Genomic DNA, 10,977 nt, shown 5'->3' with positions numbered 1-10,977 from the left:
AGCTCTCGCGCCTTCTCGATGAGCAGGGGGCGGAAGTCCTCGAGATGCCCACCATCGAGATCCGCCCGCCGTCGAGTTGGAAGGGGCTCGATGCGGCCGTCAAGCGTTTGCCCCAATACGACTGGATCGCCTTTACGAGCGCCAACGGCGTCGATTCTTTTTTCCAGAGGCTCCGGAAGTCGGGAAGGGACCTGCGGCACCTCCACGGCGTGAAGATCGCCGCCGTCGGCCCGGCCACGGCGCGTCCGATCGCCGAGCGGGGGCTGAAGCCCGACCTCGTGGCCGATGAATTTCGCGGCGAGGGGCTGGCCCGCAAGATGATCAAGGCGGGTGTCCGCGGGAAAGAGATTCTCCTGGTTCAGGCGAGAAAGGCGAGCGAGGCGCTCCGCGAGGCACTCAAGAAGGCCGGTGCGAGGGTGAGGGTGGCGGAGGCTTATCGGTCCGGCGTCCCCCGCGTAGGGGTTTGGCGCGCCAAACCCCTACACGATCAGGCCGACATGATCGTCTTCGCCAGTTCGCTCACGGTCGAAAATTTTGTGAAAATGACCTCCCCCAACCCCCTCCTTATTAAGGAGGGGGCTCCGGGGGAGGTTCCGGTCGCCTGCATCGGTCCGGTCACCGCCAAGACGGCCAAGGCGCTGGGGCTGAACGTCGCCGTCGTCCCCAAAAAATCCACGATGCCCGACCTGGTCGAAGCCGTCGTCGCCTACTTCCGCGGCGTCTCCAGGAGCTGAGAGAGGGGCTTTCTCAGGCTGCGGGAGACGGGAGAAGTCCCCCACCCAAGCCGGGCGAGGAAGGCCGTCACCGGATAGTTGTCCTCGCCGAGGACGGCGCGCAGCCGCGGCGAAAGGGAGGCGGTCTTGCGGATCGCCGCCTGGTCGGCGGTGAATGCGATCTTTTCCCTCGCGTAGGAATCAAAGATGAGCGGCGCCATCTGGGGTTGCAGCTGCAGCCCGAGCCGGGTGGCCGTCAGCCAAAAGCGCTGCATCGCGCGTCCGGCGTCCAGGTAATCGGAGGGCCCGTTCATGGGGCCGGGCGCCAGGAGGGCGGCATAGGCGGCGCAATTCCGGCCGGGGATGAGCTCCAATTGGATCCGGGGCAGCAGGGTCCCCGCGAGGTACTTGTTCATGAAACGGACGCGCGCCCAGCTCTTCATCGCCCAACGCATGAGCTTGAGCGCCATCGGATCCAGCCCGATCGCCTGATCCGGGATCCGGTCGGTGCTGAAACGCTGCCCCCATTCGATGACCTTCTTGTGAACCTCATAGGCCTCGGGGATCGTGAGCCGGATCCTTGCGTATTGCGAGGCCAGGCGCGCCATCTCCCAACGCCGGCGCGGGTCTTCGATCCAGAGGATCCGGTAGGGGCGGACGGCCTCCTCCAGAACCCTTCTGTGGCCCGGCGAGAGACCGCGGCGGGACATCGACCGCCTCTGCGTCGTCCGGGAACGGATGAAGGGCAGGAGGGGGCTCGGGGGCCGGCCGCCGTCCGGGACGAGAGTGACCTCGCGGACGATCTCCCGGTCCGTATCGCCGGTCCCGGCGGGCCGTGCGAACTCGGCCTTGAGTCCCTCGCCCGTGGCGGCGATCGCGACCGTCTCCAGGAGTCCGCCGAGCGCGAGGAGTTTGGGCCAGTCGTTCAAAAAGTAGACGTCGCGGCTGTGGTTGTCGCCGTAGATCCGGAACCCCCGTTCGCCGTTCCGTTCGAACCGCCACTGCTGGAGATTGTCGCCGCTGGGGGACCATCGCGCGAGCTCGATCACGCGTTCGGCCGGCGTGCCGGGAGGCGCCGTCTCCTCGGGCGGCTTGGCGGCCCTTGAGCTCGAGAGGAGTCTTCTCCGGGCCAGGGCGATGGCGATTCGTTGAACGGGATTGGCGTTCCCCCATGGCCGCCAGGTCCGCACCAGGCGGCTGCGGTAGGCGTCAAGATGGACGCCGCGCGGGGCCGCGGGGACGCCGCCCCGCTGGAGCAGGATCTTGACGGCGTGCGCGGCGGCCAAACCCGCGCTCAGCTCGCAGCCGATGGACGTCGAGGGCACGCGCTGGGCCCGGAAGTCGGTCCGCGTGTCGTCCACCAGATAGGGCGCGTGCAGCATGCGCGGCGACAGGCCCACGAGAAAACGGATCAGGTCGTCGCCCGGGTCGCGTCCCCGGAAACGGAAATAGTCCTCGAACGTCATGCCCCCGGGGAGGAAGTTGAGCAGGGCGCTCCCCATGCCGATCGGGGCCGCGGTGACGGCCGGGATCCCCTTTTCGGCGCACTTGCGGAACACCAGCCGGCGGGCGTCCAGGGCGAAGAAATCCAGCCCGTCGACGTAAATATCCGCGTCCTTGAGAAACTCGTCGGCGTTTGCCTCGTCGACGCCCTCCGGAAAGGTCCGGAGGTCGAGCTCGGGATTGATGTCCCGGGCCATCGCCGCCATCGCCTCCACCTTCTTCCGCCCCAGGTGGCTTAAGCTCGCCCCGGCCTGGCGGTTGAAATTGGCGAGCTCGAAGACGTCGGGGTCCGCGAGGGTGAAGGCCCCCAGACCCAAGCGGGTGAGGGTCAGGAGATGGACGCCGCCCACGCCGCCGAGGCCCGCGATGGCGACCCGCTTTTGACGGAGCACGGCCCGGTCCTGCTCCGTGAACCAACCCAGGTTCCTTGAAAAGGCGAGGTCGAAGTCGAACCCGCTCATGGGGCTTGCATCCCGAGGGTGCCGAACAGGGTCTCCGCCGCCGCCGCCCTGAAGTGGGGTTTGAGGTCGTTGTAGAGGGAAAAGAACAGCTCCTTGAGCTCGGGTTTCATCTTCTCGTAAACCGATTCGCTCCGCACATGGTAGAGGGCGCGCGTGCCGTGATATTCGATGGTCCGTCCGATCTGAAGAAACTCGATGCCGATCGGCACCATCGCCCTCGGGAGGAACGGTTCCATCAGCGCGAAGATGTTTCTCCGGTCCGTCAGGAAGGTGAGCGCCGTGCCGGCCAGCAGGAGGGAGATGCCGATGAACGGCAGGAGTCGCCTCTCCTTGGGGGACAGGTCGATGTTCTGATAATTTCCGAAGAGGGACGTGGCCTCGCCGGGCCGCCGGCGGAAGAACGGGTCCACGGAAAGACGGCTGATTTCGCACATCGTCGACCGCGGCATGGCGGCGACGAGGTTTTCGTCGTAACTCCGGGCGCAATTCTTCTCGAAGGGCAGGAGTTTCGCCGCGGTGGCGGGGATGAGTCTCACGCTCGCGACGGCCCTTCCGGTGGCCTTGTGCGTGATCAGGGCGTGGGTGGCGATGCCGTCGTAGTCGTCCCGTTCGCGCCTGTCGGGAAAGCGCGACTTGTCCTCGTAGCCGAACTCTTCGCAATAGACGCGGTACCGGAGCCGCTGGACATCCGCGAGGAGGGCGTCGGTCGAGGCCAGGTTCAGGTTGAAGAACTGGTGAAAATGCTCCGCAAGCGAGGCCGTATCCACGCGCGCTAATATAGCCGAAAATATCCGATCTTCAAAGGGAAAAGCTTGAAATTCTTAAGGATTCTTCGTTTCGGTCAGCGGCGGCGGGTTTCGCTGTCGAGGATCGGTTGGCCCTGGATCAGCCTCCTCAGGGCGCTTGCGACGCGGGTGGCTCCGGTCAGTTTCTGGACGAACTGGACGTTCCGGTACGGGCTTTCGTGACTGGGGATGAGGCCCGTGTTGACCAGGATGGGCAGGCGGGGGTTGAGAGCGTGAAGCTCGCGCAAGAGCTCGTCGCCGGTCATCCCCGGCATGCGCCAGTCCATGACGACGGCGGTCAGGTCCGGGCGCTCTCGGGCGATTTCGAGGACCCGGTCCATGGTTTCGGCAAAAATGACCTCCGGATAGCGGTAGAAATTCAGGATCCGCTGGAACTGATTGCGGATGCCCGCGTCGTCGTCCGCCACGAGGATGACTTCATTGCCCGGGCTGACCAGGCGTTCGTCGGGCAGGATGGCCCCGCCGGCCGCGGACGGCAGCGGCGTCGGGGTCCGGGGCTCCGTGCGGGGCAGGTACATGTCGAAGACCGTGCCCCGTCCCACCTCCGACCGGACGGTCAGAACCCCGCCGCGCTTGGCGACGGTCAGTCGCGTCGTGGAGAGTCCGCGCCCGCGGTTTACGTCCGGGTCGGTCTTGGTCGAAAAGTAATCCTCGAAAATCCGATGGAGGATCTCCCGCGGGATGCCGGGCCCGGTGTCCTCGACGGTGATTCTGAGGAACTCTCCGGGACGCGCGTCCGGGTAGAGGTTCTCCGGATCGACGCGCCGAACGGCCGCCTCGTCAAGGATCTCGACGTTCTCGGTCCGGACCGTCAGGGTCTTGACGTCCGATTTTTCCATCGCCTCGACCGCGTTCTTGATGAGGTTGAAGACGATCTGCCAGACGGTGAAGTTGGGCCCGGCGACCAGCCACGGGTCCTCCGCGAGCTCAAAATGAATCTGGACGTCCCGGGCCTTGAGGGTCGCGTGGCGGATGTCGGATTCCTTGAGGATCGAGTGAAGGTCGATGCCGCCCTCGCGGTGGACGGTGTCCGTGAGCCTCCGGAAACCGTTGGCCATGCCGCTCAGCATGCCCACCTTCGCGATCATCTCGTCCAGAAAGTCGTCGTCCGGGTATTTCATGCGGAGCAGGTCCAGACCGCCCATGAGGATGGTGGCGATGTTGTTGATGTCGTGGGCGGTTCCGGCCGTCACGCTGGAGATGACTTCGAGCTTTTGCGCCTCGGCCGCGTCCCGCTCCGCGGCGATCCGGGCCTTGGCGTCTCCGAAGGAGGCGATGGCGAAACGCTTGCCCTTGACGCCGCTGTCCTTGGCCTCGATGTCCACGAGGACGGTCGATCCGTCCTTGGCCACGAGCTCCACCGCCGGCCAGGTCAGGGTTCCGGTCTCCAAAAACCGCTGCAACCGTTTCGCGAAGGCGGCGCGCAGGTGCCTGGGGATGAAGTCGATCACCGGCTTCACGCCGATCTCGCCGGGCTCGTACCCGAGCATCCGGTCGAATCCCGCGCTCGTCACCATTCCGGAGGGGACGCCGTCCTCGCCGAAGCTGAGCATGAGGAGGGGCTTTTGCGCGTTGCGGAAGACGGCGTCGCGGATGCGCGCCTGTTCGAACGCCTCCTCGCGCTGCGTTTCGTCGATGACCTGGAAGTAGGCGTACTCGGTGGCGTCCACGCGGCCGACGTACATGTCCACCAGCAGATGCCCCCCGGCGCTGCGGAGCATCCTCACGCCCGTCCGCGAGGCGTTGCCCGATTCCAGGCATTCGCGGATGAAGGCGCGCACCATGTCGTGGTCCTCGGGGTAAAAGAAGCGCAGGACGCTGACGCCGACCAAGTCCTTTTCGTCCAAGGCCCAGCGTTCCCGGTTCTTTCGGTTGAACAGGACCATCTCGGCCATTCCGTCGGGATGGCACTTCACCACGCCCATGGGCTCCGGGGAGAATTCGACGAAACGGCGGAGCCATTCCACCAGGTGAACGTCTTCGACTTGAGGGCCGAGGGCCAGGGCGGCGGAGGCCTCCGCCCGGGGGGGCTCGGAGAGCCCTCGTTGCCAGATCTGCCGGACGTTGTCGGCCCACCGGGAGACCGGCGGGTGGCTCGCCCGGGTGATTTCGTGCAGCTCGCGCGCGGACTCGAAGAAGGCGCGGACCAGGACGTGGGGCTCCGGCTCCGGCGGGCGGGGCTCGGAATGACCGTTGACCGGGTACAGTCGGCGCAACGGCTCGACGGCCGGGCTCAAGTCCGGATCGGCGTCACCGGCGGGGAGATAGGGCTGGAATCCGGAAAAGATGGCGGAGGCCGTCTGGCCTTGCTGGAATTGCGCGGTCGCAATGGCCAGGCCGCTCACCAACTGGTTCAACGCGAAAGACTGAATCGACATGGTTTCCCGATGTTTGCGGACTCTCTTCGCAAGTCGCAGCGGGAAGTTGCGTCATTTTGGGACAGGAGACAAGTGGGATTCCTGCCAGGCGCGGGGATCGGTCTATTTTTTCTTTTCTTCCTGGGCCTTCTTGGACTTGAGGAACTCCTGGAACTGGCGGAACTCCTCCTCCTTATCCGGCGGAAGGGCCGAGGCGCCTTGAGGCGACACGGAGGCCGGCGTTCCCGTCGCCGCCACGGCGGGAGTCCCCGGGGTTGCGTCCGGGGCGGGGGGGGTGCCGGCCACGGCCGGCGTCGTGCCGGCCGCCTTCGCGTCGGCGATGGCCTTCACGACCTGGCCGTCCTCCTTCAGGTCCTCGATGTAGAGGATGTGGTCGCGGTTGAGGTAGATCGCGTCCTCCGGCCCGTGGACCTCGTTGCCGAGCTTCACGAGGGTGAGGTCGGGCGGCTTCGTCTTGTCCTCCTGCTGCTGGTTCACGCGGATGTAGTAGACGTCTTGGAGCTTGTAGAACTGGCCTTGGTTCTGGGTCAGCTTGCCGTAATAGACCTGGCCGCTGGTGAGGAAGACGGCCTTCCACGAGCCCTTGTTCCCTTGCGCCCCGCCGCAGCCCGACGCCCAGAGCGCGGCGCCGATCAACAGACCGCCTACGATTCGTCGCATAGGATCTCCTTATTGAAACGAATGTTTACCATGTTTTGGGACGGATGGGAACGAAAGACACGCCCGCCTCCCTCGCGGCGGGCGTGTCTGGATCGTTTCGCTGAGGTACTGCCTAGTTCGACGTAAAGCACATATACGAGAACGACTGACCCACGTTTGTCGCGGTTGTGAACAGGTTGAAGCCCGCTGTCGAAGGCATGAAGGCGAACGGGGTCGCCGCCGTTCCGTTGGGCACGCTGGAGATCGACGCCACACAATGGGGTGTTTGTGAATAGCCCGTTCCGGCCGCCCATGTGAACGTACAGGTTCGAGCGGTCGCAGCCGCTGTCAACGAGACGGTTCCGGCGACGGAGGACGACGTCGGGTCGACGCTGCCGGAGCCGGCTCCGCAGGTGCTAAAGACCGGTGGCGCGTCGGCCGCGCGGATATGGCCGCCGCTGATCGTGAGTTTCTGAGTCGGGCTCGCTGTCCCGATCCCGACGCCACCCGCGGCGTTCATATAGACTCGGGTTCCCTTGATCTCGAGAGTGTCGTCCGTGGTCGTCTCGCCGATCTCCACGAAGTTACCGTCGCCGAATCGTATCTTCTTTTCTATCAATACAGTTGAATTGCCGCCGATGCGGACAATGGCGCCGTCATCCGACGGATTCTTTACGTGCAGGAGCGAATCCGGCGCCGCCGTCCCGATCCCGACGAAGCCGGTCGTGTTATTGATGTCGAGGGCGACCTGTCCGCCCGTGGGTCCGCCGGTTTTGATCAGCAGGCCCTGCCCGTCGACGGTCAGAACGTCGGCGATCTGGGCGAAGTCGAGGGTGTTCTGGGCCATGTCGACCGCGCTGACGTTTCCATCGGCGATCTTGATCGAGGTGACGGTGTCGTCGGCCAGATTGGCTGTCCCGATGGTGTTTACGGCCAGGTGGGCGCCCAAGAGCGTGCCGAACTTGATGTTATCGCCGGTCAAGGTGAAGAGCGCGACGTCGGCCCCGGTGATCGTCTGGTCCGCGATCTTGGCGGTATCGACGGCGCCGGCGGCGATATTGATTCCGGTGACCGCGTTGGCGGCGAGGTCGGCGTTTGTCACGTTGCCGTCCGCGATCTTGGCGCTCGTCACCGCGCTGTCGTTCAACTTGGAGGTCCCGATGGAAAGGTCGGTCAGGACGCCCGCCGAGACGGAATTCAGTTTGATTTGATCGCCCGTCAGAGTGTTGAGCGCGATGTTGTCGGCGGTGATCGTCTGGAAGGCGATCTTGTCAGTCGTGATGCTGGATGCCATCAGCTGGCTGCCATCGAGAGAGTTCGGCTTGATGTTGGCGCCCGTCAGGGCGAAGGTTCCGACGTCCGCGCCGGTGATCGTGCCATTGGCGATCATGTCGGTGGTGACGGCGTCGGCCGTGATTCCGACGGCGTTGTTGAGATCGATCCCGAGTCCGGCTCCGGTGAGGGCCCTGAGGCCCACGTCTCCCGTGCCCGAGGCCGGCGTGACCAGGATGCCGCTGCCGCCCGTTACGCTCGTGACGCCGCCCGCTAGGGCATTGGCGAATTGCTGCGCGGTGTAACGCGTGCCATTGACCCGGATGGGGTTGCCGCCGAAGTCCACGGCGTTGAACATGGGGCTCGTGAGGTCGATGCCGGTCAGGATGCTGCTGTTGGCCTGGCCGTCGGTCCGGATCTTCAGGCCGGTCGTCATGGCGCCCTTGGCCTCGATGTTGATGCCTTCCAGAGTGGACCGGATGCTCATGCCCCTCGTGACGTTCTCCATGCTGATGCCGGTGTCCCACGGCCCGGCGGTCGAGCCGGGGAGGCCGCCGACAAAAACCCCGGTGCCCTGGGGGTCTGCGTCCTCGTTGATCACGGCGAGCCCGGCCTCCGTGTTGGCGATATCAACGATCCCGTTCTCCACGTTGGAGACCAAGGCGGCCACTTGGATTTGATCCGGGTCGGCGTTCTGGTTCTTGAGTTCCATCCGCGTGCCGCCGAGGAGAGTCCCGCCCCCGGCGCTCGCGGTCGTGCTGAACACGTGCTCGCCGCCCAGGAAGCTCGTCTTGTACCCGGCCTCGTTGAAGGTCAGGTCGCCGGTCAGGGTCCCACCGACCTCATACGTCCGGTCCGCGCCATTGACGCTCTGTCTCTCCGTCAGGCCGTTGCCGGCGGTCAGGGCCAGTTCGATCGTCTGGTTGGTCGAGTTGACGCTCGGCCGGATGGTGAGGCCGGCCCCGACTCCCGTCGTGGTCAGATCGAGAGAGATGTTGTCGGGGCCGACGGCGATGCCCGAGCCGAACCCCGACTGGACCTCGAACGAGACCTCCGTCGAGGGCACCGGGGCAGTCCTTAACACCAGGCCGGGTCCGGCCGTGGCGTTCAGGTCGATCGACACGTCGTCCCCCGTCCGCACCACGTTCAGTCCGCTGGTCGTGGTCACATTCGAGACCTTGCCGTCGATCTGGCCTTGGAGGTTGGCGACCGACGTGTCGGTGTGCGCGTTCGCGGCGGCGAGGTTCGCCGCATCCTCGGCCTTGTAGGCGAGGGTCAGGTTGGCGGCCGTCTGGTCGGTGTACCCGTTGGCGGCGGTGAGGTTCGCCGTATCCGCGGCCTTGTAGGCGAGGGTCACGGCGGCATCGGCGTCCGCGAACTCCTGGCGGACGGCTGTGGCCGACGTGTCGGTGTACGCCTTAGCGCTGAAGACACCCGCGTCCGTGTACGTGGCGGCGGAGGCGAGGGTGGCGGCGTCCTGGCTGTCGACATAGGTTTTGGTCGCCACGCCGGCCAGGGCGGCGTCCAACTGGCCCTTGGTGGCCGCATGGTAGGGCGCCATGCCGTCCGCCGCGGCGATGGTGGTCAGGACCTTGGGCCCGAAGAGCGGAGGTTGACGGACCGCGGCGAACCCGTCGATCTGCGGGATGGCGGAGCCGTCCACGCTTCCTTCGACCTGCCAGATGTAGCTCGAATCCGTCTGCTTGTTGTTGCCCGTGGAGACGATGAAGCCCTTGGCCGCCGCCGGGTCGTGTGCCCCGACCCGCGAGTTGATGTCGAGGAAGGGCCCGCCCACCGAGACGTAGGAAGTGGCGTTCCCCATGTCGACGTCGCCCGTGGAAGAGATCTTGAAGAGATCCGTGCTGACGCCCTGGTTGTCGCTGCGCACCGCGAAGGCCGGGACGAGGTCCCCCGCAAAGCCCAGGATGTCGACCATGGCCGTGGGGGCGTCCGTCTGGACGCCGACCCGGCCGGTTCCCGTGACCGTGAAGTAGGGGAACAGCGGATCCGTGGGGAACTTGCCCGCCGCCTTGTATGAAATCACTTCCGCCGGCGGGATGCCGAAGGCGGTGGTGACGGCGACGCCGGTGGAGCTCACCGCTGTCGTTCCGGCGGCGTTCGTCGCGGAGACGCTGTTCATGGTGAAGTCGCCGTTTGAGGCGATATCGCTCGGGTCGACGATGCCGGAAACCAGTTGCAGGTTGCCGAAGGTCCCCGTCATGTCGCCGCCGGCCGGAGCCGTTGCATCGAGCTTGGTGGCGATCTGGCCTTGGAGGTTTGTATCGGCGGCCGTGCGCGCGTTGGTCTCGGCGACGATGTCGGCCGTGTTTGCCGCAATGTTGGCATCCTGGGTGGTGTTGACAGTCTTGATGATGCCGATCTCAGCCGTGTTTGCCGCGATGTTGGCGTCCTGGGTGGTGTTGACCGTCTTGATGATGCCGATCTCGGTCGTGTTTGTCGCGATGCTGGTTTCATCCGTTGTCAGGCGGCCGTCGAAGGCGGCGTCGGCGGCCGTGCTCCGGGTGATCTCGGCGTCGATGCTGGCCTGCACCGCGGCGGTGTCCGCGGCCTTCGTCTGCACCGACCCGTCGGGGAACTTGATGCCCCCGTTGGGACCCGTGGTCTCGATCGTCCCGGCCACCTTGGCCCCGTCGACGCCGTAGGTGGATTCTTGGATGAGGTTGCCGCCGGCGTCCAATTTGGACAACTTCAAGAGGCTCGGGATGGCGATGGACTTCAGGCTGCCCCCGTTGCCGTCGGCGGCCGAGAGTTCGACTCCGGTGTCCTTGTACGCGGCGACTTGGTTGCCCTGGCCGTCCTTGACGAGGAGGCCGGGGACGGAGATTTCAGAGGATCCGGTGGCGTCCTTGACGGTTCCACCATGCGGATTGTGCGAGAAAAGGGCGCCCGTCGAGGGCTCCGTGTACGTGGCCTTGTTGCTGAGGGAGTCGTAGGCGTAGGTGAGGGCGCCCCCGGCGTCCTTGTATTCGAGGGTCGTGGCGGAGGTCTTGCTGGATCCGACGGCGGAGGAGTATTCGGCCGCGGCCGCCTTGACGGACGTGGCGTCGCCGTTTGCGCCGGTGACGTTGACGGCAGTCGCCGCGGTCAGGCTGTTGAAGGCGTAATCGCCGGTCGGGCTCGCATCGAGCTTGGTGGTGATGGCGGTTTCATTGACGGTGACACGGGCGTCGAGCGCGGCGGTATC

Annotated in this window: 6 protein-coding genes; 1 reads left to right on the top strand and 5 read right to left on the bottom strand. The window is 65.6% G+C overall.

Annotation, left to right across the window (positions count from 1 at the left end; all coding sequences use genetic code 11):
• On the top strand, window positions 1-734 hold a 734-nt coding region (locus VLJ37_05815), incomplete at its 5' end, for a uroporphyrinogen-III synthase (GenBank protein HSA59184.1).
• Here the strand turns inward: VLJ37_05815 and VLJ37_05810 are convergent.
• From VLJ37_05810 to VLJ37_05790, 5 genes are all read right to left on the bottom strand, one after another.
• On the bottom strand, window positions 707-2,677 hold the full coding sequence (locus VLJ37_05810; GenBank protein HSA59183.1) for a ThiF family adenylyltransferase: 1,971 nt from the start codon (window positions 2,675-2,677) through the stop codon (window positions 707-709). The genes VLJ37_05815 and VLJ37_05810 overlap by 28 nt on opposite strands.
• The gene (locus tag VLJ37_05805; protein ID HSA59182.1) at window positions 2,674-3,444 is read right to left on the bottom strand and encodes a PEP-CTERM/exosortase system-associated acyltransferase; all 771 of its coding nucleotides are present in this window, start codon (window positions 3,442-3,444) and stop codon (window positions 2,674-2,676) included. Before VLJ37_05805 ends, VLJ37_05810 begins: the two co-directional genes overlap by 4 nt.
• 74 nt (window positions 3,445-3,518) lie before the next feature.
• Window positions 3,519-5,861 (bottom strand): ATP-binding protein, encoded by a 2,343-nt coding sequence (locus tag VLJ37_05800; GenBank protein HSA59181.1) that lies wholly within the window; start codon window positions 5,859-5,861, stop codon window positions 3,519-3,521.
• Window positions 5,862-5,963: 102 nt separating this feature from the next.
• Window positions 5,964-6,521, bottom strand: a complete 558-nt coding sequence (locus tag VLJ37_05795; protein ID HSA59180.1) for a hypothetical protein — start codon at window positions 6,519-6,521, stop codon at window positions 5,964-5,966.
• A gap of 112 nt (window positions 6,522-6,633) precedes the next feature.
• Window positions 6,634-10,977, bottom strand: a 4,344-nt coding sequence (locus VLJ37_05790) for a hypothetical protein (protein ID HSA59179.1), incomplete at its 5' end; no start/stop codon positions are given.

Source organism: bacterium, assembly GCA_035454885.1.
Classification (GTDB): Bacteria; UBA10199; UBA10199; order JACPAL01.
The sequence above is the reverse complement of the archived record's forward strand: the minus strand, read 5'-3'. Positions and strand labels throughout refer to the sequence as shown.

Coding starts and splice junctions, on each gene's coding strand:
- VLJ37_05810 (HSA59183.1), bottom strand. CDS start 2,677: ATGAGCGGGTTCGACTTCGACCTCGCCTTTTCAAGGAACCTGGGTTGG.
- VLJ37_05800 (HSA59181.1), bottom strand. CDS start 5,861: ATGTCGATTCAGTCTTTCGCGTTGAACCAGTTGGTGAGCGGCCTGGCC.
- VLJ37_05795 (HSA59180.1), bottom strand. CDS start 6,521: ATGCGACGAATCGTAGGCGGTCTGTTGATCGGCGCCGCGCTCTGGGCG.